General features: G+C 40.2%; 16 protein-coding genes. 3 read left to right on the top strand and 13 right to left on the bottom strand.

Annotated elements, in window-relative coordinates:
- The first annotated feature begins 29 nt into the window (after nt 1-29).
- The 3 genes from GM418_RS18775 (at nt 30) to GM418_RS18765 (ending at nt 2287) form a co-directional block, all read left to right on the top strand.
- Nucleotides 30-611, top strand: coding sequence for a Crp/Fnr family transcriptional regulator (locus tag GM418_RS18775; RefSeq protein WP_158868783.1), 582 nt, complete (start codon nt 30-32; stop codon nt 609-611).
- A 114-nt stretch (nt 612-725) separates the two neighbouring features.
- Nucleotides 726-1313, top strand: coding sequence for an ester cyclase (locus GM418_RS18770; RefSeq protein ID WP_158868782.1), 588 nt, complete (start codon nt 726-728; stop codon nt 1311-1313).
- A gap of 128 nt (nt 1314-1441) precedes the next feature.
- Nucleotides 1442-2287 (top strand): SDR family oxidoreductase, encoded by an 846-nt coding sequence (locus GM418_RS18765; protein WP_158868781.1) that lies wholly within the window; start codon nt 1442-1444, stop codon nt 2285-2287.
- A gap of 690 nt (nt 2288-2977) precedes the next feature.
- Here GM418_RS18765 and GM418_RS18760 read toward each other — a convergent pair.
- The 13 genes from GM418_RS18760 to GM418_RS18700 form a co-directional block, all read right to left on the bottom strand.
- Entirely contained in the window at nt 2978-3433 is a 456-nt protein-coding gene (locus GM418_RS18760; RefSeq protein WP_158868780.1) for a hypothetical protein, read from the bottom strand.
- A 343-nt stretch (nt 3434-3776) separates the two neighbouring features.
- The gene (locus GM418_RS18755) at nt 3777-6407 is read right to left on the bottom strand and encodes a M14 family metallopeptidase (RefSeq protein ID WP_158868779.1); all 2631 of its coding nucleotides are present in this window, start codon (nt 6405-6407) and stop codon (nt 3777-3779) included.
- Between the two features lie 470 nt (nt 6408-6877).
- Nucleotides 6878-8659, bottom strand: coding sequence for an FAD-dependent oxidoreductase (locus GM418_RS18750; RefSeq protein WP_158868778.1), 1782 nt, complete (start codon nt 8657-8659; stop codon nt 6878-6880).
- Nucleotides 8660-8667: 8 nt separating this feature from the next.
- Nucleotides 8668-10569 carry a glycoside hydrolase family 97 protein gene (locus GM418_RS18745; protein WP_158868777.1) on the bottom strand — a complete coding sequence of 634 codons (1902 nt, stop codon included), beginning with the start codon at nt 10567-10569 and terminating at the stop codon, nt 8668-8670.
- 11 nt (nt 10570-10580) lie between these two features.
- Nucleotides 10581-11660, bottom strand: coding sequence for a glycoside hydrolase family protein (locus GM418_RS18740; protein ID WP_158868776.1), 1080 nt, complete (start codon nt 11658-11660; stop codon nt 10581-10583).
- Between the two features lie 315 nt (nt 11661-11975).
- Complete coding sequence (locus tag GM418_RS18735) at nt 11976-14459, bottom strand: cupredoxin domain-containing protein (RefSeq protein WP_158868775.1); 2484 nt, start codon at nt 14457-14459, stop codon at nt 11976-11978.
- A 494-nt stretch (nt 14460-14953) separates the two neighbouring features.
- Nucleotides 14954-16465, bottom strand: coding sequence for a sulfatase (locus GM418_RS18730; RefSeq protein ID WP_158868774.1), 1512 nt, complete (start codon nt 16463-16465; stop codon nt 14954-14956).
- 55 nt (nt 16466-16520) lie between these two features.
- Nucleotides 16521-17975 (bottom strand): sulfatase family protein, encoded by a 1455-nt coding sequence (locus tag GM418_RS18725; protein WP_158868773.1) that lies wholly within the window; start codon nt 17973-17975, stop codon nt 16521-16523.
- Nucleotides 17976-18003: 28 nt separating this feature from the next.
- Nucleotides 18004-18177 carry a hypothetical protein gene (locus GM418_RS18720; protein ID WP_158868772.1) on the bottom strand — a complete coding sequence of 58 codons (174 nt, stop codon included), beginning with the start codon at nt 18175-18177 and terminating at the stop codon, nt 18004-18006.
- Between the two features lie 5 nt (nt 18178-18182).
- Nucleotides 18183-20792 carry an alpha-L-rhamnosidase gene (locus tag GM418_RS18715; protein WP_217447519.1) on the bottom strand — a complete coding sequence of 870 codons (2610 nt, stop codon included), beginning with the start codon at nt 20790-20792 and terminating at the stop codon, nt 18183-18185.
- A 172-nt stretch (nt 20793-20964) separates the two neighbouring features.
- The gene (locus tag GM418_RS18710) at nt 20965-22113 is read right to left on the bottom strand and encodes an endo-1,4-beta-xylanase (protein ID WP_158868770.1); all 1149 of its coding nucleotides are present in this window, start codon (nt 22111-22113) and stop codon (nt 20965-20967) included.
- Between the two features lie 114 nt (nt 22114-22227).
- Entirely contained in the window at nt 22228-24549 is a 2322-nt protein-coding gene (locus tag GM418_RS18705; protein WP_158868769.1) for a GH92 family glycosyl hydrolase, read from the bottom strand.
- Between the two features lie 173 nt (nt 24550-24722).
- Entirely contained in the window at nt 24723-26369 is a 1647-nt protein-coding gene (locus tag GM418_RS18700) for a RagB/SusD family nutrient uptake outer membrane protein (protein WP_158868768.1), read from the bottom strand.
- Between the last annotated feature and the right edge of the window lie 5 nt (nt 26370-26374).

Here is a 26374-nt window from a genome sequence, read left to right as displayed (position 1 = left end):
TGTATTTTCACTGTTTAGGAAATTCGATTATGACAACATCCGGAGAGCATAAACTACTATACTATTTCAAAAAATGGGTAACTATTTCGGAGAACGACGAAGCGCTTATTTTGTCGGCCTTTGAACCCGCACTTATTAAAAAGAAAAAGGATTTGCTCGTTCCCGGCGAAGTATGTAAATACATTTATTTCATCAAGCAGGGAAGTTTGCGCTCTTATTTTATTGATCCCAAAGGAATAGAACACATTTATCAGATTCGGTTGGATAACAGCTGGATTTCCGATCTGGAAAGTTTTTTTTCAAAACGTCCGTCGAAATATTACATCGAGGCGCTTGAAGATTCTCAGATGCTGCGGATTTCAACCGAACGACTGGAGCAACTTTACGAAGAAGTCCCGACACTGGAGCGCTATTTTCGTATTCTTTTTCAGAAAGCATACATTAACGCTTTGGAACGACTAAATGCTACCATGTGGGAATCGGCAGTAGAACGCTACAACGACATGCTAAAAGAACACCCCGACATGTTTCAGCGGATTCCTTTGGTTTATATCGCTTCTTATCTGGGCATTACACCGGAAAGCCTCAGCCGGATTCGAAAGAAAAAATAGATAGCCTTCCTTTTTTCCCTTAACATAGATCAAGTACATTTCTTATCTCAGGTCAAGTGTGTGAGGCCCTTCGCCAAGCTACCTTTGTATCGTAACATTAAAACAAAAAGTACGATGAAAACAAAGTTGAATTTTACAAAAGCAGTAATGGCAATACTTTTGGTGTTGACCGTTACAAATTTCTCCCTCGCTCAAAAAAGTAAAAATGAATACAAGGCAGAAGTTGAACAGCTCAAAAGCGAACTTGCAAAAATTGCGGAAACAAATGAAGTGATCGCCAAAAACCTGGCGACTTTCGATGAATTGGATTTTGTAGTATTTACAAACGAAGAGTGGGCACGACTTCACGAAAGTCACGCTGAAGATATTCTGGTTCACTGGCCCGACGGAAGTACGACCACCGGAATTGAACGCCATATTGAAGACCTGAAAAAGATGTTTGTTTATGCACCGGACACCCGGATTAAAGAACATCCCATTAAAATTGGTTCAGGTAACTTAACCGCGGTTATGGGTGTTATGGAAGGAACATTCACGAAACCGATGCCAATTGGCGACGGAAAATTTATTGACCCGACAGGAAAAGCCTTCAAAATAAACATGGTAACTATTGGTTTGTGGGACGACAAAGGTGTGATGTATGAAGAATATCTCTTCTGGGACAACCTTACCTACATGACACAACTGGGTTTAGCCAACTAACAGAAATTCAATATTAAAAATCAAAAAGTAACCAAATTAACTTTAAATTGTTCAATAAACAGAGTATCAAGCAGAAAAAACAGATGACGACAGTAACAGACTTTTATTAATATTTAAAATTCAAAAAAATGAAAATAGCAGTAACAGGAGCAACTGGTCAGTTAGGACAACTGGTTGTAGCAGAATTAAAAAAAAGAGTTTTAGCAGAAGACATTGTGGCTTTGGTACGTACACCCGAAAATGCAATCGGATTGGGAGTAGAAGCTCGTGAATTTAATTACAGTAAACCGGCAAACCTGGCGGACGCACTTCAAGGAGTTGATAATCTGCTTCTTATTTCAGGCAGCGAAGTAGGACAACGCGCAACACAACACTTCAATGTGATTGAAGCAGCCAAAAGCGCAGGTGTAAAATGGATTGTTTATACCAGTTTGCTGCATGCGGATTCTTCATCATTGAGCCTTGCCGGAGAGCACCTGGCAACAGAAAAGATGCTAAAAGAATCAGGAATTAAGCATACCATTCTTCGCAACGGTTGGTACACCGAAAACTACACCGGTTCAATTACAGGAGCATTGGCGGCAGGAGCATTTGTAGGAAGCGCAGGCGAAGGAAAAATTTCGTCGGCACCGCGTGCTGATTTCGCTGAAGCAGCAGCAATTGTTGTTTGCGACGAAAGCCACAAGGGACAAGTTTATGAACTGGCAGGCGATGAATCGTACACTTTAAACGATCTGGCAGCGGAAATCTCAAGCCAGACAGGGAAAAATATTCCCTACAACAACTTACCGGAAACAGAATATGCAAAAATTCTTAAAAGTGCAGGGCTACCGGAAATGTTTGCCGAGGCAATTGCAAGCTGGGATACAGGAGCATCAAAAAATGATTTATTTGATGATTCAAAACAGCTTTCAAAACTAATAGGCAGACCAACTACACCAATGGCAGACACTGTAAAAGTTGCTTTAAAATAAATGACGAGAAGTTTTATTAACACCGTTCGTTAGGATGGTATCGTAAACAAACAATGATACCAACATTTGGATTTTGGGGAAAAGTTGCAGATTAAATAATACAGCTTTTTTCCCAAAATCCTGATTTATCCGACAACCGATTTTATACAATAAAATCAAGCCATAAAAACGCAGGAAGCACCAAAAACTGCACCCGACGACTACAAAAAAATCTTCGATTCGGGTATTTACAGGATTATATGCTGCAAAAGAACTCTTCCTGAAAGCGGGCTATCAATTTATTGCAGATATTTTTTCAGCACAAAATCCCACCACAGGCAGAATCGGAAAATGGAACTAATTGTATTGAAGACGAGTTTTTGAGTAATAAAGAATTTTTGAACAGTCATGAAACACTTATTTCTAAAGATGAGATGTTGTCTGAAATCTTCAAAAAGAACGGACTTTAAAAAGGCAATTTACCCTCGCCAGGATCAAAATGTTTATTTAACAGTTATACTTATATACCGTTGTAAATAGTTATAATTCATATTTTTTGCTTTATACATCAGATATTTTTTATGATTAAGCAAATTACAAATGCAGACCTCATAAATAATAAGTTTTTAGGTGATAAGTTCTGTTGAGGATTGAGAATAAAAAAACTGCCTTAAATTAAAGGCAGTTAAAAGAATAAAATAAAATGTATAATTACTTACAAATAAAAGTTAAATTCTCAATATCAACTTCTGCATCACCATTGACAATTGAAAGAGTCACATGGGCTAAAATTTGCATACCACCAAGAGAACCGGTTGATATTGTCTGGTCGAGCTCGAAAAATCCATCATTCTCAACATAAAGGTATTTGTCCCTAAGATTAAAAGGAACTTCTATACCCAATTTGTTATACACCAAACCTGTAGTTGTTCTGGTCATCAATACCCTTGTTCTTCCATCAGGAAGAGTGACAGATGTAGTAACTGTACATACCTCCACATCACTCGCAAGATCTACCCAGTTGGCCGGATTTTCATTCAAACACGCCAACCAGGAAATTGCACTTGCCGGAAATGTATGACAATCAGTACTCCTGCTAACAGTTTGCGCGTTTATTATTAATCCAAACGCGAAAAAGAACGTAAAAACAGCAATAATTTTTTTCATAATTTTTGATTTAAAGATTATATATAAAATTAACCTTAAACCAAATTACAGCCTTAATAGTATTGAGGCATATTATTATAAAAATGGAGCATTGTTTTATAAAAATGAAGCATTGCCCCTATCCCAGACAACCGGAATTATTTTACTGTTATATCCGGTTATAATAAATTTGGCAAACGAACTAAAATAGTCATGGGTCAACCAGCTTTTTTTAAGCGGGATTACTTTAGCACTTGAAGATCCTGCCGCTCTGCTTTTGCTTCGGGAAATTACGCATCATTTAGATTTTAAGGAATTACAATCAACTCCCTCATAGCGGCAATATTCTTGATTATTTTTTAATTTAATCCAGCAACAAAGCGTTAAATAACAATTTATAAGTACCGGAAGTAGATGCCCGGAATTGCGGATTAAAGCCAAAAAATACAAAATTTCCTTTTCCCTTTTTTGCCCAAACCATTGCCGGTTTTCCTTCCAGTAATTCCTCTTTCTCAGCATAACCACTGGCCACTAAATTTTCTTCCGGGTAACTCGCAATCACCCGCCGATCGAGATCAAAATAGGGAATGGACGTACCAAATACAGGTTTACCCTCTGAAAATACACGAGCTGTTTTTTCCATTCCCAGGGTGAGCGGATGATCTTCCAGCAGTTCGACATTAAACAAGGTCCCCGGAGCATAAAATCCCTTTCCTTTTATTCCCTGTGATACATCTTCCACGGGCAACTCAAACTCCTCTTTTTCTTTTTCCGAAATCTTGATGATTTGTACACCAAAAAACAATTCAGCCGACTCACCCCAGCTTACAATTGTTCCCCCTTCATTTTCAAACTTTAACAATTTCTGCAAGCCCTCTTTTTCCATGCCTTTTATATACCTGGGATCATAATTGGGAATGGATGTTTTTCCATCTCTGCTTTTATTTTTTCCATCAAGAAGCAGGGACTTTTTAGTATCGGGAAACACAATTACATCAAAATCATCCAGTTCTTTTAATTTTATATCTTCCGGTTTAAGCACAGTAAAAGGAATGTGATAAGTATCAAACAAAAAACGTGTCCAGCCTGCATCCATATCATGAAAAGCTGTTTCTACCAGTGCAACTCCAGGCAGCTTTAATTCTTTTATATTTGAGAGAACTACTCCTGAAATCTCTACGGGTTTTACACTTAATTCCTCCAGAATTTCTTTTAGTTTATCCGCATTCTTTTGATTTAGCTCAACTACAAAATCGCCGGTTTTTAATGCCACCTCTCCAACTATCGAATCTTTGCTAAGCCGCGACACTTCAATATCATTTTCCAGAGCAGCAAAAGCCACCCTGAAACTTTCGTTGTTATCTACCGAAAAAATCAGCGTTGTATTTTCTTCCGAGGGCTCCCAATTTAATTCAAAGGGAAAATCGACTTTGTTTATATTTTGGTCAATCACATCCACAATTTCGTCAACCTGATAGGAAGAAACTCCCTGGTGCAATGGCAGAGACCAGCTGGTTATGTCGTAAGGCCGCATCAATTCTCCACCTGGTGTATAATACCGCTCCGGGTACTTTTGTTTTTCCATCACTTCTTTTACAAATGCGCGGTAAGGTTGAGCCAATGGAATAATATAATCGCCCTTCTCAATAATTCTCCCCTTAAAGCTTAATTCATCCGATGTTTTATACACGTCAACACCATGTTCATTCAGCAGACCCAGCATTGCAATTAATTCACTCTCGTCGTGCTGTTTGGCCGGAACCACAAAGTAGGCAGGCGCCTCTGTTTTACCTTTTTTTACTTCGCCCACACAAAGCGCATTCCGATTCAGAAGAATATCCTTTTTATGAAACGAAGCTGTTTTTACAAGTGAAAGTGACGATGACACTTCGTAAGCCACAATGTCGCTTAAACGCCACCAGCCGCCTTTCCACGGCGCGGGCATGTTGATGCTCTTTTTGTATTCAGCCAGCCCTGAGCCACCGCCCCGCAATTCACTTTTTTCCACATAAACCGGTTTGGCCAACTGAACACTGGCGCATTCGGTCAGCATCGAAATGATATTTTTCCAGATGCCGGTTTCTGTCGATCCCGGCCAGTAATCGTCAAAAATAGAGTTTTGTGTGACGCCTGTCAGGCTATCGGCTGCCATATCCTTTGCCATATTTGAACCAAAAATCCAGGTCCAGTTCCACACTTTTTCATCCACATTTTCGGCAATCGGGTCGTGCATGGGCGGAACAAAATAACGCGGCCCGGTGGCCCCCATCTGGTGTTTATCCACCAAAATCTGCGGATACCATTCCGTGTTGTACACGCGGGCAATCGCTTTGTTGTCTTTCTGCGTAAGTGTAACAAAATCGCGATTATTATCGTGTCCCACATATTTATGATACACTTTGGGAAAACCTCCGCCTTCATATTTTGTATCTTTTGATTGCATGTAATGTTCCACAATCATATCCATTCCATCCGGATTGGAGGAAGGTACCATCATATATACCACATCCTTTAACTGCTTCACCAGCGCAGAATCGTCTGAAGTTGCCAGTTCATAAGCCACCAGCGGCGCAGCCTGCGACGGACCAACTTCGGTGGAGTGCATCGAAAGTGTGGCCAGTATAAAAACTTTTCCTTCGTTGCTGTAAGCCTTCAACTGCGCATCGGTAAGATTGGGATTTAGTGCCAGCTCTTTGTTTATTTCTTTTAAATACTGAATGTTTTGAATGTTCTCCGGAGAGGAAAACAACAGCATATGCATTTTTTTTCCCATGGGTGACTCCCCAATCTCCAGCATTTTTACCCGCGGAGATGCTTCCGCCAACTGCTGCATATAGTCAATCAGCGATTCATAATTTAACAACATGCGGTCGGCACCGGGCTGAAAACCAAAAAATGATTTGGGAACAGGAATGGTATCCGTTTCATTTCCGGCCTTTACAGACGAAACAAAAAGACTAACAAAAAGCAATAGAACAGCGCAGATTTTAGACATATTCACAATCTTTTTTTATTGAACAAAAGAAAAAAACCAACCAAATGTAACAAAGTTCAATAAATCAAAATCGTTTTCCCTGGAGGATTATGAACACAGGCAGTAAAAATTAATACGAAGACCAATGAAAACACATCAACAAAAAATAAATCCTTTTTGTAAAATCAGAGAACTGTAGAACATACTGTTAAACAACTATCTTACAAACCATTACAAAATAATTAAAATTGAAAAATAATTTTTAGTTAGCCTTCCTTGTTAAAAGCACAGCAAAAACAGGGATTCCGGCAAAATTTCCATCCACCAATTAGCTGATTCTATTTTTCGCTCTCATAGTGAACATACAAAAAATAAGCAACAACTCTAAAAAAAGTGCGGGTCAGTAGATATCTGATCAATAAACAACCGCAAACACCAGAGCCAAAAATATCATTCCTAGCAATTTTGCCATCAAAAAAATTGTTTTTTTTCTAATGCTCAAACTCCGCCCCTGATTTTATTTTATCCAGCCGTTCACGCATGGTGTCCAGATGGTATTTGTACACATCGCGGGGAGAGCAGTTGTTTTCCTTACAAACAGCAGCAGCATAACCCACCACAACTCCCATTTGGGTGGTGGTGTGCATCACACGCGGGCTGCCGAGACCAACATGGGTGGCAGAGAAACAACGCCCGGCCATAAACAAATTGTCGATGTCTTTGGAGTACAAACAGCGGTAAGGAATTTTGTACTGTTCAATTTTAGTAAACTGCGCTTCCGTAAGGAAATCATATTTCCCGCCACGCGGATAATGAATATCAATGGCACGCACTTCTTCTACAAAACCATCTTCAAAATCGGGACGGTTAACCACATCACTTTCTTTTAAAATATAGTCGCCCATAATGCGGCGAGATTCACGTTTTCCTGCCACATAGGCTATCCATTTTAATCTCAGATTGGCATTTTCCGGGTCTTGTTTTACATTGTACCAGTTGCCATAAATGGCCCGGAAAATATGGTCACGAATTTCTTCCGCGTCGTAAATGGTATTCATCAGCAAACCGTATTCCCAAAACCACTCGCCACGGGTAGCTTTGTAATCTTTAGCTACTTCCATGGCCCACGGCACTTCCTGCCAGCCAACTGACAGTTTATTTTCCGGGTTGAATTTTGGTTTTTCTGTTTCAATTTCCACAGAGTTCCACAAAATAGAATTTCCCATCGTCATTCCATCGCCTTTTTCCGGTGCCAGCGATTCGCCAAATTCATCACGTGATTCGCGTCCCGTACGCACCTCGGCACCTGCCCAGTAACCAATCCATCCGTCACCCGTGGCATCAACAAACAAGGGTGCTTCAAAACGGGTTTCTTTATGGGTATGTGTGTTAAAACAATCGACGCATGTAATTTTATTGCCCTCTTTGTGCACAGTGTAAGCACGGGTATTTGGGAAAACAGAGATGTTCTTTTCTGCGCGTACGACCATTTCAATGGTATCGGTAGCAGCAATCGCACCCGCATCACCATTCGGATAATGCTGTGTACTCAGTTCCTGCACAATGGTGTAAAATTCCAATCCCTCGGTATGCACACGAATTTCCTTACTGGCATTTCCTCCCAAAACGGGCCGGTCGTTTATCAAGGCCACTTTTAGCCCATGTCGTGCTGCCGCTACTGCTGCACCACAGCCTGCCAAACCGCCGCCAACCACAACCAAATCAAAATCACCTGCACTTTCCGGTGGTGGAATCCCCAGCTTTTCTTTACGCCAGGTAGTCATTTCTTCCAGTTCCACCGGTGGAAAATCATCTTTATCCTTTGAAAAATAAATGGCATCACAACGGCCTTCAAAACCGGTTTCATCTTTTAACTCAATTTGAAGCAGGTTTGACCTTCCGACTCTAACCTTACCGGCTCTAATCCACTGCCAGCCCTCGTTTACACCAAAAGTCTCAGCATATTCTTTTTCATCAAAAATAATTTTAAATGTTCCGGGAGTTTCGGGACGGGAGGGTACCCAATCTTTCGTACGCACCCAAAACCAGTATCTTCCTCTCTCGGGAAAAGTAACCGTAGTTTTAGCATTTTCAACCGGTTCACCCATTCCGTGTGCAAGTAGATACGGCGAGCCCATAGATGGGATAAACTGCTGATCGACTACCCAGCCTCCTTTTTCATCAAAACTTTCAGTTTCAACCAATACTGAAGCAGTTTGGGCAACAACCAAATTGCTCACAAAAATGAATAAAATGGCACATATATTTTTCATATCATTTTTTATTTTAATTCTTCTAAAAACACTGTATTTCCTCCTCCCGGAGCCATGCTTATTTTTAACATATCTCCGGCAAGAACAACTTCTTCTTCTACCTGATAAGATTCTTTATCCTCCGTATAATGACTGTTAGCGGCATCGGAATATATTAGTGCTTTGTACTTTTTCCCTTCAGGCAAAAAAGCAAGATCCAATTCGACATCCCTCGCGTCGCGGTTGGTGAGCGATCCAATAAACCAATTATCACCAGCCTTGCGGGCAACACTTATGTATGCTCCGATTTTTCCGTCCAACACTTTAAAACTATCAAATTGAGGAGGCATTTTGCGTATACAATCAAACAAATCATCCTTTTTTAAATACTCTTCAGGACTATCAGGAAGTACCATCCAGCCGGAGTAAGCAACAACCAACTTGGCCACCTCGGCAGCTACAGTTCCCGGGATTTCTTCAAATACGCGTATTCTCGAATGTGCATTGTTCAGATCGAACCAACCGTTGGTATAATCAAGCGGACCGGCAATCATATTTATAAATGGTGAAGTAACTGCTGTTTCAGGGAAATAAGAACGTTTGGCATCGGCCTGTGCATGGCAAAACTCCCTGGTAATAAGGTTTGGGTATGTCCGGCGATCTCCACCTGGTGGAACAGGATTATCATGAAAATCCACCATCAGTCTGTATTTGGCACAGAGCGCTACTACTTCGCGTGTGTGTCTGACCTTATCCTCCCAGCTCCCCTGCATAAATCCGTATTTTACACCAACAGCCCCCCAATCCGAGAATTGTTTTAATACACGCTCCAGACCAAATTTCTTTGCCCCTACATCATTTAAGTACAAAATTACGCCTATTTTTTTCTTTTTTGCATAAGCCATACATTCTTCTATATTGATTCCCTCGCGAGCCGCCGTGGGGTCGGAGCTATCACTAAATTCGGGGCCGTACCAGTCAGCGTCTATCAACAAATACTGAATATTATTTTCTGATGCAAAATCGATAAATCTTTTATGTGAAATTGTATTTAATTCGTATTCAAAACCGTCTTTCGCCTTGTATCCCCAAACACGCCAGTCCCATAACGATTTGCCCGGTTTTATCCACGAAGTATCCTCAATTTTACAAGGTTCGTTCAGGTTAACCAGTAGATCTGATTCCAGCAAATCACCTGGACGTTTCCCTACAATAAAAGTGCGCCATGACGTTTGCAATTCTCCTTTTTCCGAGGTTTCATCTATTATAAATCCCAGACTTTTTTCCGTACCGTCAAGTTGAATATTCATGGGTGCATATCGTACTATCTCCGCTTCATGAATAGCCATATACAGGCTGTCATCAAGTTCAAGAACCATTGGAGTGCGCACTTTCGCCTGCGAAGAAGAACACCTAACCGGACCGATATTATGCTGTTCCCCGTTGTATGCCCAATATAAAAAATCGTTTTCGAAATTAAGTTTTGTATTTTCACCTTTCCACTGAATACTATCTCCTGAAATATTTTTTATTATAAAACGGTAAGCAAAGCCATCGTTATAACAACGAAGAACCAAATCGCAGGAAATGTCGCTTTCTGTTTCTCCCCGGATGTGAAATATCTTCTCGTTATAATGATTTCGTACTATTTCATTTTTCCCGTTAACGGTATGCCATTTTTCGTCAAAAGTAGATTCTTCTATATCCTGAATAGTTACATGAGTTGAAAAATCAAGATCCTGAATTTGTATTCCCAACGGCGAATTGCCAATGATCGTATCACCTTTAACCAAATGGGATATCTGCAGCAAGCCCTTTTCATTGCTGATTGCAACAACAATATTACCATCGGGAGATTTTAGCTGTTCAACTTTTTCATTCTTACATGAAAACATGCTAATAACAATAATAAAAAACCATATTTTCTTCATAGCGTGATTGTTTATTTCGTTAACAAAGGTATCTGCAGATTAAATGAATGCTCGCGGATTTCATTTACTGCACAAAGTAATGCTGTTGGTTTTCCGTTCTCGATGAGTAACTGTGGCCTTTCCAGCGCCATCACTTTCTGAAGCGTATCGTTTTCCCAATTGATTTCCAGTTTTGACACCAATGGATGTTCAGCTAATTTCCAGTCCATTCCGTTGGCGGAATAAAAAAGCACCAGGCTCCTTCCGGCATCTGTAAAGGCACCATGCATATCTTTTACGATAGCGTAGTAACAATTCCCGGCAAACCATACATATGGATCTTCTGCAGGAAACTCAGCTTCTCCATCTGTAAATATCGGTTTCATCTGTTTTACAAAAGGGCCTTCCGGATTATCGGCAGTAGCTGTAAGATGAACTACAGGGCCACTCATGGGTTTGGGCAATTTTTTTGCGGCTGCTTTATACACCATTAAATATTTCCCATCGGGCATTTGAGTTACCGACGGATTGGAAACCATCAACGCATCATGCGCAGTTGAATCCGGAGAAACGCTGATGAGCGGTGTATCAAAACGTTTCCAGGGTCCCCCCGGATTTTCGGCAACAGCAACACCAATTTGCTGTCTATTCCGGTGTTCCCAACGTTGGCTCTCTGCCTCCGGGTCTCCCGTAGTCCCCATATAATACAAATAGTATTTCCCGTTAAAAAAATGTATGGTTGGGTTATGTGTTACGGCCCCATCCCAATATTCGCGCCCACGAAACGGCAATGCCACATCAGCAAACTCAAAAGGTCCCAGAGGCGAATCAGAAACCGCATGTGCAATTTCGGAATGCGTAACCCAGGCAGACATACCTAACTTTTGGGGCCAGCGAGAATAATACATGTGATATTTCCCATCGTCGTTTGATTTTACCAGACTACCACCCCATATAAACCAATCAGGATCAATAAATTTTCCGGTTTGAAGAACCGGTTGAAACATATTGGCAAGATTCAATTTTCCGGGTTCTGTTTGTTGTTCGGGCGAACATGAGAACAAAAAAGACAGAAAAAATAAAAAAACAATTTGACTACATATCTTCTTCATTTTTGTCGATTTAGATTAATTTCTGTCAATAATAGTTTCAATTTTTTGTTTTTCAAAGTGATATTTTGTTAATGTCTATTATGGGACTTCTGTTTTCGGCACATGGTTTTATCTATTTTTCAATTTAGCGGCTTTAATTGGACCGGTGACTATTTTCGCTTGTTCTTCCCCGGGATAAATGCCCAATTTGACAACCAAAACCCTATGAATTTTATTCTCTTATTTTCCCGAGATAAAAGCCATGGCAATTTCTTATTCATTCTTTCAGGATTTTTTATTGTACCAACTACTCCTCTGCAACTACAAACAATTTTTTTACTTGTACTCCAGCCATGCTGTCGCGGTGCATTCTTTATTGGCTACAAACCGAATCCAGCGCGATTGAAAATTTGATGGAAATTCGTAGTTGTAAGTTTCGCCAGGCTGGATGTTTACTTCTTTATACAACATCCATGGGCCGTGACCAATCGGTTCCACTTCAATTTTGAATGACACGGGCTCCTTGTTGTCGTGCGATATTTCAAGGCTACGTTTATCGTAAAAGCCAATTAAATAAGGATCTGACGGACGATCAGCTTTTACAGCTGATTTTTTCCACGGTCCACCATGTCCAATTGGCTTTCCCATTTCCCACAGGTCGTCGATAACCCCCACCCAAACTGCTGCTTTTCCATCGTCGGAACGGACAATATGATCTCCTGCTTTTATATCGCCGTCAAGTCCCGTTAAAACTAACATTCCACGGTATGATGCATAATCATTTATCCTGAAACTGTGGGAAGAAACCGGACGAATTTTTGCAAATCCATCTGCATTTTCAGCAGGCAATTCATAAAAAGTTCCAGCGCAGTTAAAGAGGTCCCGTTCGGTGGCTACTTCTCTGCAAATACGTAATTCGGCTGCGTCGGTAAGCGATTTATAAGCATTATCTCCCAGTGGCAATCTCCAGCGGCGACCTTTGTCGTCGACCACCAAAACCGAAGAATTATCAATTTGAACCACATTTTCAGGAATTGTAAATTTCTCCCCGATAAAATTATTGGTTTCCAAATCGTCTTTCGAAACTAATTTTAGGTTTTCATCCAATTCATAATAACCGGTTTCCGAAGTTACCCCATTTTCAATTTTCAGAGACGAAACCCCGAGTGCACGCCGGTTGTTGCCTAAACCATACAAAAGTCCCCCAAGAACTTCATTATCATCAATGGTGGCTATTCCATCAAACAATTTTGCAACTGAAGTTTTTCGACCATCTATATCGGTATAGTTAAAACTGACCGTAGCTTTTGTTGCTTTATTTACTCTGATACGCACCCATTCTCCAACTTCATTTTCGCTGAAGTCAACAAACCGGGAACTTCCGGGTACAAGCTCAACTGTTTTTAACGGACTAAAATCGCCGTTCCCGTTTTTATCAATCTCAAAACTAAACCCGACAGTATTTTTTCCGGCGTTCTGAATCCAGGCGCAGCGTTTCTCCCAACCGGAAAAAAGAAAGGGTTCAGAATATTCGCCCGCTTTTAGTTCATCGTTTAACCAAACAGCCCCGGAAGCCGTCGCTGGTCCCAGTTGATCTGGTTTTTCAGGTGTTGTAAACCAAAGATTGGAGTTAGACTGCCCCGGCCCTTCGATATTTCCTTTTTGTTTTCTTTTATTCAAAAACTCTTTTTGTGCAGAATCATCACAACCAAAAACCAGCTGATCATTCCAGCGGGTAAAATCACCAATTACTTTCAGATAAGCTGAACGCGGACGAATTCCCGCAGAGTGTTGGGCTGAAAAATCCTCAGGAAAGCGCCAAAACATACCGTGCATGGTCATCAGGTACTCGGGATTTCCTTCTGTGCCGATATCCCGGATTCGCGGCCATTCCGTATTCCAGCCATGAGCACCATCATAGCTGTGACTGGCTTTGGGCAAGCGATAAAAATCCCAGCCGGTTTCAGGATTCCGAACACCCAGAAGAAGTGATTTATGATCCCAGCCGGTTGCCCAAATCGGGTCGGTTTCCGGGTTTGCATTCCCATAAATCCCTCCCGGACCTGTAATTTCAACAAACTGATTTCTGCGTACCACCTTCCAGTTTTTTCCATCCCACTCAGACAATGAACCGGCTTCCACATCAAATTTTTGTTGCGCTTCCGGTGTCGCTTCACCGTTATTTGAATAAACCATCACTCCCTGTCCGGAATACAAACCTTTTCCGTGAGCACCCGGCAGAGTTGCATTTACCGGGTTCACATCTGTATCATCATGCTCTACTTTTCTGCCACTTGAGTTATTCCCGTCTTTATAAAGTTCAGTTACTTTTAATGAATTTACATCTACTTCATAAAATCCTTCTTCCATAGTACCATAATAGATCATCTCTTCCGGATGAAACAGATGCCGTGCATTTCCGGTATGGCGTCCCTGCATTTCTGAATAAGGAATCACTTTTACATTGCGCTGTTCATCAATTGCATAAGGTCCAATAAAAAGCTGACCACTTTCTTTATGAATCATCCGGTTTGCCGGAGTTCCGCCAATACTTTCCTCTCTTACAATTTGTTCAAGATTGGGAGTAATCTCATACAGTTTATCTGAAGATCCATGCGGAAGATGTGGCCCGTAAGTTATTACCCAAAGTCTGCCCGCCCATGGAACAACTGCACCGGTTCCGCATTCACCTTCATTGTTATAATAGGCCAACTGCGGATAAATACCACTCACCTGTCTGGGTCCTTGCGGCTCCTCCTGTTTCTGCCTGCAAGAAACAAGCATCACAATCGTTATGGTATAGATAATTGTATTTCTCATTCGTCTAAATTATAGTTATCATTCGCATCTGAAGGCCTAAAGATGAAAGGAAATGCAAACTCCTTTGCTATTCTTTTTTCACCCAATTTACAAAAGTAAAAAATGAGGCTGTCAAAAAGTCGTTATTATTGAAATAATATGTTCAAAACATCCTCATTCTTTGTTACCCCCAACCAGTAGCTTCCTGGAATTTTGATATGAATTGCCGTTAACTGAAATTTCTTTGGAAGGGGTTAACCACAAAAACTGTCCTTAGAAATCAACTATTCTCAATATAAAAAACTAAAAAGTCCTTTATGTGCATATATTCAAAGTCAGCAATTCAATGGCTTGCCCGATAACTTTCTTTTTGAAATATCGATAGTGCTTCCCCTTTTTGCCGTTTCCGGGTCTCCAAGTGGACCAGACTCTCCAGCAACGACTAAATTTTATTGGTATTGGTTTTTCTGATCCGTTTTCCCAAAATAATTATTTTTTTATTTTAGGCATGAAACTTATTGAACCGGATTGTTTTTTAACAACTTATATTTTGATAATTCTTCGTCCAACAGCCGGTTTAGTTCTTCCACTCTTTTTGCATATTTTTTTTCTGTTGCAAGATTGATTTCAGCAGTCTTGGCTTCTGAATGATCGTATAATTCTACTGCCATTACTTCCTTTGGATTCTCATATTTCTGCCAACGTGTAAAACGATAATCTCCAGTTCGGATGCTGTAACCCATAATCTCATTTTTATGATCATAGCCCAACGATCTGCCACGTGGGAACTGACTTATGGCCATCTCATTCACTTCTGTATCCGGATTTTGAAGTATGGGTAACAAACTTTGTCCTTCCAAATGACTGGGTTTTTCCAGCCCTGCCAAATCACATAAAGTTGGGTAAATATCAACAAACTCCGCTAATGATTTCGTTTTCAAATCCTTATGCATCCATGGAACCGATATAAAAAGCGGTGCATTCGTATCATATTCCATATTCGAGTGTTTGCACCAATTGCCGTAATCACCCAGTTTCCACCCGTGATCTCCCCAAAGAACAATGATAGTGTTATCTAACAAATCATTTTCTTTCAATGCAGACAATAATTTCCCAACCTGGGCATCGATCATGCTAATTGCAGCATAATATCCATGGATAAGATTACGGCTGGTTTCATCGTCAAGCATACCTTTGGCAGGAATCCCATGATATTTACGTAACTCACCAAATGCTGCCAGAGCATAACCAGGCATTCCTTCGGGAACTGTTCGTTCCGGAATTTTTATGCTGTCATGATCATACAAATCCCAATACTTTTTAGGTGAAACAAAAGGCAGATGAGGCTTAATGAATCCAACAGCAAGGAAAAAAGCAGAATCCTTTAATGTGGCTAAACGCTCTACTGCGTGATTTGCGACCATCCCATCGGTCATATTATCTTCCGGCTCTGAAGAACAATACCAGGGTAATAATTTCCCATTGATATTCGGGAAATCGCGTTCAAGCCCAACAGTATCTCCCCGGGTTATTTTTCTCAGCTTTTGAAATTCTTTATTTTGGTTCCACTTAGGAATTGACCATGAAATGCTGTCATCCGAATTTCCATGACTCGTGTGATAAATTTTGCCCATTGCTTCTGTGTGATAGCCGTTATTTTTAAAATGTTGTGGCAGGGTTATCACATCCGGCACTTTTTTTCGAAAGAATGTTTGAAGGTCATAAATCCCTAAAGCATCAGGACGCAACCCGGTAAGTAAACTGTTTCGTGAAGGTGCACATACAGCCTGCTGGCAGTAAGCACGTTCAAAAATTATTCCGTTGGAAGCCAGGTAATCCAAATTGGGGGTATGCATATAATGTGCCCCAAAACAATTAATTTCAGGTCGTAAATCATCAACCGCAATAAATAAAACATTCGGCTTATTTATGTTTTGTTTTGCAAATACTTTATTTGTCGGAATAACAAAAACAAAACAAAATATAAAGAAGCTTATCGCATTTTGGGATACATTTTTGTTTTTCATATCCAATAGATTTGAGTCAAATTAAATATTTGGAAACACGCAATTCATGTCTTTTCTAATTATTATAGTAATATCTCTCAGGGTCATTGGTTTGCATCATCTCTTTTTTGAGATATGCCTTAAACTCTTTAATTTTGTCTGCATACTGTTCATCATTAATTAAATTATTCCAACATCCCGGATCATTGCTTAAATCATAAAATTCCTCAACCGGGCGTTTACGCAGAAACTCGGTACGTGCAGCCAATTTCAAATTTTCACTTATACTCGACGCTATTACATCAACCCAGTTCAAAGGTATTCTTTTTTCTCCCTTAAAACGTTCCACATAGGGATTCCATATGTAGCAAAATTCTTTATTGATGATAGAGCGTTGCGGATAAAAATCTTTTTCTTTAGAATCTCCCCAATAATCAAAAGAAGTAAACGCATATTCACGATCTGTTTTCTCTTTCTTACCGGTTGCCACATCATAGACTGAGTAACCTTCAATACCTTTTATAGCGGGTAACTGAAGTGCTTCGAGAATTGTTGGCAGTAAATCAATGGCACAAACTACAGATTTTTCATCGACTACTCCGGTTTTAATCTTCCCGGGAAGTTTTATAATAACCGGAGTGCGTACACCATGCTGATAGAGCGTATTTTTAGCGGCAGGTGTCGCCATACCATTATCGGATAAGAAGACAATAATGGTGTTATCAGCCTCTCCGCTCTCCTCCAGGGCTTTTAGTATACTTCCCAGACATTCATCGCCCCTGTGAAGAGCTTCGTAGTATGGTACTAAATTCGTTCGCACATCAGGTAAATCAGGCAAGCATTCTGGTATTTCAACTTCATTTGAAGTATAACTGCGGTTTGGAGCAGGATATTCATGGAGGCTATTCCATTGCTGTCTCGCGTTTTTTTCGCCTTGAGTATTAACCCAGGGACGGTGAGGATCGATGGGATTAGCATAAAGGAAAAACGGTTTGCCGGTTTCTTTTGAAGCAGCAATGAACGCTTTAGTGCGTTCATAAAAAGAATTAGGATTACGATCATGAAAGCCTACGCCAAAAGGTAATTCCTGATATTTCACGTCCCATGTTTGATTTCCACACCTTCCGTTCTTTAAAATTGCTCCCGTTTTGTAGCCAAAATCGTGCAGATAGGTGGACAAAGCGGGCGTTTTTACCAAAGGTTCCTCCCAAAAATCGGGAGGCTGAACTCCATGTCCCATAATCCCGCTGCAGTGAGGATAACGCCCCGAAAGCATCGCTGCCCTTGATGGACCACACATCGGAACTGAGACATACCCATGTGTAAATAATATTCCTTGCGAAGCTAAAGCATCAATATTGGGAGTAATATCCGGCACTTTACATCCTTCTGCGCCAGAGGTGCCATAGCCCATATCATCGAGAGTCAAAAACAGCACATTTAAACCGTTTCCGGTAATTTTGTTTCTGTTATCAGACTGACACCCAAAAAAAAGAAGTAAGGCAAAAAATACTATCGCGTAACGTTTCATTGGTTAATTGATTAAAAAATTTTTAGTTTTATTCCGCTCTTTTCCAAACGCGGACATAGTCAATTTCAAAGTGTCCTTCCGGGTCGGTGGGGGCAGGAATCCCAAACCAATCAGTGAAGGTTTCGCTGTCAAAATTCATATTCAGAGGCTGGTGCCAGTACTTACTTTGTTTGACCGAATCAGCTCTCCGTTTAAATACCATTTTATTTACTTTTGTAGTTGAAAATTATATTCACCTGATTCCAGATGGTATTGTTTTTTATTTGAATCATCAGTTTCAATTTTAATAAACTTGTTTTCTTCCAGCTCTTTTCCGCTTTCAAGTACCTTATCGGTTGGCAAGAAAAGCATAGCTGTGCTGTTAGGCGGAACGACAACGTGATAGCTTATTTCTTGTCCTGTTTTTTTCCACGAAGAAACAATATCTCCGTATGGACCATTGTGGTGGGCGTCAAAATGATCAAGTCCTTCAACAAAATTTGGCTTTAGTATAATATTCTTGAACCCTGGATTTTTTTCGTCCGGAAAGATACCTCCCAGTGCTTTGTAATACCATGCATTTATTTCTCCAAACATAATGTGGTTCATCGAAATGTCGTTACTGGCATTGAGATCCCAGTTTTCGAGGAATGTTGTTGCTCCGTTTGCAATCCACCATCCCCACGATGGAAATGTTTCCTGTGCCGCAACCTTATATGCTAAATCAGCATAACCATTTTCACTCATTGCATTTAAAATAGACTTAGCTCCCAATAACCCCACATCAACGTGGCTGTTATCAGCTACTACTCTCTTTGCCAAACTCTTAGCTACTTTTTCTTTCATTTCATCCGGCACCATATCCCAGTGAAGCGGACAACTCATTTCTGTTTGAACCCCTTTATTATAGATTCCGGTTTCGCGATTAAGATATTTTTTGTTGAACGCATTTTTGATTTTTTCAGCCAACGCTGAATACTTCTCCACATCATTTTTTTCTCCTAAAACAGTAGCTATTTTTCTAAATATATCAACAACAGCAAAATAATAAACCGTTGATGTAATTTCTGTTGGCGTCGTTGATTTTACCGGAACCCAATCGCAAAGTCCCCAGTCAGTCAATCCACCCGAATAAGCCTCGTCGATATAGTTAATATATTTTTTGATATTGTCATAACAATCTTCCAGTATTTTTTTGTCGCCATAAAACAAGTAGACGTTCCATGGGATAATCGCAATCGTACTTGTCCAGTCCGGGCCGTTTTTTGTGTATCCCCAGCCATCCGTAGGAACAATCCGGGGAATTACACCATTGTTTTGTTGCTCATCGCGATGGTCAGCCATCCATTTTTCGTAGATTGTTATAGCATCGTAATTGTACAGACCCGTTTCTATACATATTTGAGCATCTCCTGTCCATCCGTTTTTTTCTCGTTGCGGGCAATCGGTAGGGTATCCAAATAAATTGGATAAATATGAAGCATTGGCTGCTTCCCATATTTTGTTTAGCATTTTGTTTGATGAATTGATCTTGCCTACCTTTGGAACCGCACTGTGCATAAAATATGCAGTCAGGTTTTTCTCTGTGAATTCAATAGGTTCATCAGCGCTTACTTCTACATATTGAAACCCCTTGTAATTAAATTTAGGCATAAATTCATCTTCCTGCCCACTAAGAATTACGATGTCAGTCTGGAAAGGATCTGAATCATCTGTGGGACGGTAGTGTATATCAATATTTGAAATATCTACATGCCCGTTCTCATACAAACGTTCTCCGTGTTTTAACCGGATAGTTGTTCCTTTATTCCCTTTAATATTCAGTTTCGTAACCCCTGCTATATTACGTCCAAAATCGACAACATAATTGGTATTGCTGAATTTTGTGACTTTTATTGCCGGAATTTCCATTACATTTTGTATCGGATGCATTGCCTGTGCAATTATGTTTTTTGACGGAGCATTTGTGCACATAACATTTTTCCACTTCTTATCATCAAACTCAGGTTTGCACCAATCAGGTTGTTCCAATCTGGCGTCATAATGTTCTGCCGTATAAATACTATTGAAAATTATCGGAGAAAGCGATGTTTTCCAGTTTTTGTTTGTAGAAATTGTTTCTACGGAATTATCTTCATAAACGATTCTGATATCCATGCAGAACTTTGGACGTGCGCGCCACGGCGCTTTATCAAAATACCAAACAGCTTTCGACTGGTGATTATACCACCCGTTTCCTAAAATTACACCAATGGCATTTTCTCCGTTAGAAATACTATTTGTTACATCATAAGTAACATAGAGCGTCCGACGATCAAAACGCGTTAACATTGGGTCAAGACGGTGGTTGCCAACCTTTTCACCGTTCAGATAAAGTTCATACAAGCCTCCTACTGCAATATAAGCTCGCGCAGTCTTTATCTTTTTTTTGACATCAAAGCTTTTTCTAAAATAAGGAGCAGGCTTTATATTGAAATCATATGAGTCTGAAATCCAATCCCCTTTCCAATTATTTTGCCCCATCATTCCGGTTTCAAAAAAAGTTACTTTTGAAAATGGCGACCATTCCCCTTTTTGGTTTTTAACTCTTACGCTCCAGTAATATCGGGAAAAAGGCTTTAGTTTGGTTCCTGCATAAATTAGAGGGATAGTAGAAGAGGACAATGTCCCCGATTGCCAGACATCCCCGTTCCCATTTGAGACATCTTTCGCACTGGTGCCTACGACAATTTGCACTGCATCCACTGATATACCCTGTTCTTCAGATTTAATCTGCCATGTAAAACGAGGATTTGGTGCGTCAATACCAATAGGGGACTGAAGGTATTCACACTTCATTTTTTCAACAATAAATTTATCGGAAGTTTGCTTACATGAATATAAACAGGCAAAGAGAGTAATAAATAGTAAAACGTTTCTCATAATATGATTTAGATTAATATCAATTCGATGTAATTAACTGGTTAATTTGGTTTTCAAAATATTTATGTAACTACTTATTATACAATCCTTAATGTTCCATCACTTCGAAAATTCTATTTACTACAGGCTTGGCCTGGTAGTTTCTGTCAAAAAGCAACGGATAATCGGTCCGTCCTTTAACCGGCCAATTGTTTTTCCACGATTGGTTGTCAGTTACGCCCCAAAACGTTACACGATCAATTGTGTCGGAATATTTCACAAATAAGTTGAACAGATCGATGTAATAGTTGTCAGCTCTTAACCGGACATCTTCAGGTAATCCCTCTGTGTATGGATTGAGTAACTTGCTATACTCTGCATTGCCTGAAATATCTGCTCCCTGGTTTTCTTCCGGGAAAGGCAAAACAGATATGTCCAACTCTGTGACCATAACCTTTACGCCGGCACTGGCAAACGCCATGATCGATTTTTCAATATTTCCAAAAATGGAATCTTTCTCCGATAAAATATAATGGGCCTGCATGCCAACACCGTCGATACGGACACCTTCCGCCCTTAATTCTTTTATCATTCGAACGACGCTGTCTCGTTTTTTTGGTTTGTACATGGTATAATCGTTATAATATAACTCGGCATCAGGATCGGCCTCGTGTGCAAACTGAAAGGCAAGTTTAATGTAATCTTTTCCCAATATCTCATAAAATTTGCTTTCCCTGTAGGAACCATCTTCGTTAAGGGCTTCGTTTACCACATCCCAGCCTTTTACTTTTCCTTTGTATCTGGACACAATAGTGGTAATGTGTTCTTTCATGCGCGCGATAAGCTCATCCTTACCGATTTGGTTGCCCTCGTCATCAACAAAAAACCACTCGGGTAACTGGATGTGCCAAACGAGAGTGTGCCCTATAATTTTCATGTTGTTTGCCAGGCCAAAAGCAACATATTTGTCGGCAACACGAAAGTCATACCGATCCTTTTCAGGATGGATATTGGACGCCTTCATATAATTTTCCGGAGTAATTGAGTTGAATTGTTTCTCTACAATTGCAATAGATTGACTGTCAGCGCCCATGATCTGATATTTATTCAAAGCAGCGCCAACATAAAAATCGTCTTTAAAAACCTCTTTAAACGTTTTGTTAACTGGCTTTTCCTGTTTTGTACTTTGTTTTTTTGCAGAATAACTGCACCCGGCAACAAAGACGAACACAAACAACAAAATCGATAGTTTTTTCATAAATGCTTTTTTATCATTGTCGAAGAAATACTCTTTAATCATATTTTGACCCGCTTTGTAATTTTTTCGCTGAAAGATTTCAACTTCCGTACAAAATATAAATTTGTGCTTTAGCTAGGGCTTCCCCCATGTTTTGTTTGGTTTGTCTCCCAATATAATCTCTAATTTTCCACCTTTAGCAAATGTTTTATGAGAAAACCAATATTTATTCCAATTCTTCCCATTTAACTTGGCACTCTGGATATACATATTTTGTTCTGAGTTATTTTTTGTTTCGATTATGAATGTTTTTCCGGGATAATACATGTTATCCAGGTGAATCGTTATCTTATCAAATAACGGGCTGGTAAGCTCATAAGAGGGATTAGCAGAAGCACCTCCGTCTTCCTCAAAAAGTCCAATAGCCATTAACACTCCAAGTGCTCCCATTTGCCCCTGATCCTCATCTCCATTGTATCCACCATACGCTGTTGTGTCGCTAAATGCTTCTTTTACTTTCCTCACCCATTTTTGACTGAGCCATGGAGCACCAGCCTTATTAAAAACATGCGCCATACCCGTTCCCGGCTGGTTAGAATAATCGACCCACATTTCTTTGTTTGGTACAAAGCCATATTGTTGTGCTTTTTCGAACTGGGAGTTCAGCTTTTCCACAAAAGCATCTTTGCCCCCGGAGAGAGCTGCCAGCCCTTCGATGTCGTGGGGCACAAAATAGGAATAAATGGCAGAGTTGCTTTCACAAAAACCACGGGGAGTTTTTGAGACAGAAGGGTCAAAGTTGCCAATCCAGGAGCCATCCTGTTCGCGAGGGTGCATATATCCTGTTTGTGGATTCCATACATTTTTGTAATTCTCCGATCGTTTCATGAACATATTGTAATCCGCTTCATTTTCCATGTTTTTTGCCATCTGTGCCAGGCACCAATCCTGATAAGCATATTCCAATGTTAATGCTACCCCTCCGCAATGCCATCCTTTGGCATTTACATCTTCCGGTACATAACCACGTTCCACGTAGTAATCCACCATAGTTTTGTCCGGATAATCTATTTTATGCTCATAACCTCCATGATCCCGGCTACCTTCAGGAAAGGCGTTTTTACGCAGGCCTTCATATGCTGCTTCTGCATCATAATTTCTTATCCCTTTGTTATATGCCGTCGCAAAAAAACATGCAGATGGATCACCAATCATAACAAAGGTGTAATTACCCCCTGCCGGACCTCTTGGAATAAGTCCTCCGTCCTTGTACATATCGACCATGGTATTACAAAATCCATCCATCACCTCAGGATATGCCATCGACCACAAAATATCAAGCGACCAATGGCTTCCCCACCAGGCGTCGAAATTATAGTGTGGGAAAGAAGGTTTGCCGTTTTTATCTAAAGTAACTTGTTTTACTTTTGCAGTGTCACAAGTCATGTCCAAATATTTCCCATTTACGTCGCTTACAATCCTGCGCCCTTGCAAAGCATGCCACAAATTGGTATAAAACCTCACTTGCTGTTTCCGCGTGCCCCCTTCTACCTCTATTTTGCCCAACCATTTGTTCCATTCATCATATGAATTTTTTCTTGCCTGATCAAAATTCCAGCCGGCCAGCTCAGTTTCCAGATTTAACCGTGCTTGCTCAACGCTAACATACGAAACAGCAACTTTCATCAATACTTGCTCTCTCTCCGTAGTTTGAAATTTAATAGCCGCTCCTGCGTTTACCCCGTCTATTGTATCAATAGGGTTATCGATCATAACAGAATCTTCCCAGCCAATAAAGCTTTCAATCGGTTTGTTTAATTTGGCCACAAAATAAACCGGAGTAGCTTTTGGACGGCGAATGGTCGCTTCCATGATTTCATACCCGGCCACTTCAGTATCGTTTACTTTCCAAACTTTTGAATATTTTGTCGGCCCATGTGCAAGGAAAGCGCCAGTGTCGAAAATAATATAGCTGTTATTGCTTTTGGGATAGGTATAACGATGAAAGCCAACACGAGCGGTAGATGTTAATTCTGCAGTTATTTCGTAGTCATTTAAAATTACTTTATGATATCCGGGCTCAGCTATTTCCCCTTCGTGATTAAAAGAAGATTGATAAACATCCATTCCCAAATTTCCTTTAAATTCTCCCACAGTTGGCATAACAGCCACTCCCGACAGTTGCCACGCATGTATGTGGCTAAAACAACGAATTTGTTTACTGTCATACAAATAGCCGGATTTCCAGCTTCCTTTCGTATCCGTATCCGGGCTTAGGTTTACCATTCCGAAAGGGTGGGTAGCCGAACTAAAATAAAACCACCGGGAATTATGGGTATCAACAAATACATTAACTAAACTGGCTGGCTGTATTTTTGTTTCTTGTTTTCGCGTACACGCTAAGAAAAAAAAACTATAACAAAAAAAAACGACTATTAGGTTGACTGCGGTTTTCATAACTACTTTTCTGAATATCCTGACTCGTTTTCCCTGATTTCTTTATCTGGTAGCGAACTGAAATCTAGCTCGTCTAAGGCGATTAACAAAACCTTGGGAAAACCAGTAACTAGACTAAAAAAACTGGCATCCCAAGGATTTATGAACACATAGACTATTCTCTATTTTATATGTTAATCATATAGTGAATTCAATTCTTTTTCACTTTCCGGGATAGGCCAGTACCAACTTGAATATGGAGCGGAAACTGAAGAATTTATTTCTGTATCGTCACCTGCCGGGATATCCATTTGCGTTGCCATCATAAAATCAACGGTCCAGCCTTCGCCCATCATTTCTCTCAGGTATTCAGCATAAATAGCATCGTGACTAACAATTGAAGCATCATATTTATCTGGACTATCTGGATTAGCGCGGTTCCAAACCATGTTCATATCATCAGCTGCTCCGTTTAAATTTGAAGCATTCATCCTGGTCCAGGCACGTAATAAATAAATATCGGCCAGTCGGATGTGAGGCACTTTTGTATATCGTCCGTAAGGAGCCGGAGCTCTGTAAAATTTATCAACATATAGGTGAGATGTGGTTACCGCAGCATGACCGGCTACTGTTTCTGTATTATAATATTCCGGATCGCTAGTCGCCATTCCTTCCTGATAGGGTCTCATGTAATGATAAACCTGTTGATAACGTAAATCATTTTCAGCTTCTTCTGTAACCTCATAATCTCCATCTACCGCTTTCAACCAGCCCATTTGCTCTGATGCATAATATGATATGGCATAAGCATTCCAGGTGCTTTTAACAAACCCCGTATTAACGTCAACGGCATCACCGTTCGATGTTCTCATTCTGTAACCCATAATCATACCGCCATAAAAATAAGTGCTGTTTGAAGTACCTAATGTTCCGGCACTCTGTTCCCAAATAACTTCTTTGCCAACCTCACTCGCCTGGGCCTTGTTAAATGGCTCTTTAGGATCTTCAAGTGCATAAGTTCCTGTATTTTCGGCATATTCAATAACCTCGTCAAATTCAGCATTTGCCAAATCATATTCTCCCATTAAAAAATACACCTTACCAAGCAATGCCGTTGCAACGAATTTATTCGGGCGACCACATTCAAAACCGGAAACATTACTCCAACCGTATTTCTTAATTTGTTCGGGCAAAATTTCTTTTGCAGCATTTAAGTCGGCAATAACTTGTTGGTAAATTTCTTCAACTGAACCAAACTCCTCACTTTTAATATCTTCACTTGAATAAGCTGCAGTTGTTTTAAAAGGAATAAATTTCCCGCTGTTATCTCCGTTTTGGTTATACGGAGGGCAAAAAGTTTTAGCCAAATACCAATATGCCCATCCCCTTAAAAAATGAAATTCGCCAATTTGTCTTTGATAATTATTCAGGTAATCTTCTCCTGTAATATCCAGTCCAAACGGGTTACCGCCACCATTAGCATCCAAATCGAGCGCAAGGTTACACAAGGTTACAACCTGGTAACCTAATTTCCAGTAATTATCCATTTGATTCTCGCTAAAACTCCGATTATATATTGCGGCACTGGTATTACATCCTTCCAGCAATACGGATGTTCCCGAGGTTAGGAAATCGATATACAGATAGCCAGAACTTGTAATATCACTAAGCGACCCCTGAAAAAATACATTATTATAAACAGAAGAGAGTCCTGATTCAAATGTTAAAGTCGTAGTCCACGCAGATTCCTGTGTCCTTTCGTATTCAAAATAATCTTCGCATGAACTAAAGGACATAATAACAGCCAGTGCAAATAATATCTTTATATATATCTTTTTCATTTTTT

The sequence above is a fragment of the Maribellus comscasis genome (assembly GCF_009762775.1).
Lineage (GTDB): Bacteria > Bacteroidota > Bacteroidia > Bacteroidales > Prolixibacteraceae > Draconibacterium > Draconibacterium comscasis.
Note: the sequence above shows the minus strand (reverse complement) of the source record. Positions and strands in the feature narration are given on the sequence as shown.